The sequence below is a fragment of the Halomonas sp. SIMBA_159 genome (genome assembly GCF_046536035.1).
Classification (GTDB): domain Bacteria; phylum Pseudomonadota; class Gammaproteobacteria; order Pseudomonadales; family Halomonadaceae; genus Vreelandella; species Vreelandella venusta_A.
Genome location: NZ_JAWJBT010000934.1, coordinates 1 through 259, shown reverse-complemented (window position 1 = coordinate 259; position 259 = coordinate 1). Strand labels below are relative to the sequence as shown.

General features: G+C 67.6%; 1 protein-coding gene. It reads right to left on the bottom strand.

The annotated features are described in order from the left end of the window. On the bottom strand, positions 1-259 hold a 259-nt coding region (locus tag R0J87_RS22010), incomplete at both ends, for a hypothetical protein (RefSeq protein ID WP_498888975.1).

Below are 259 nucleotides of genomic sequence, written 5' to 3'. Positions count from 1 at the left end.
CTCGTGGTAGTCGAAGAACACGTCGCCCGCCTGACCGTGGATCATGTCCACTTCCTGCGCGAGCGCCTTGCGGCTCATCGTCTCCTCCTGCCGCCGGTACCACGGGCTGGTCCATTTCACGTGACCCAGCTCGTCGCGGACCTGCTTCGCGCCCTGCGCCTTCTCCGGGTGGCGATACCACGGGAGGATGACGTGGACGCCGCGGCCCTCCTTGATCCGCTTGTGGTGCTGGGTCAGCGGCCCCTTCGGCGTGGACACC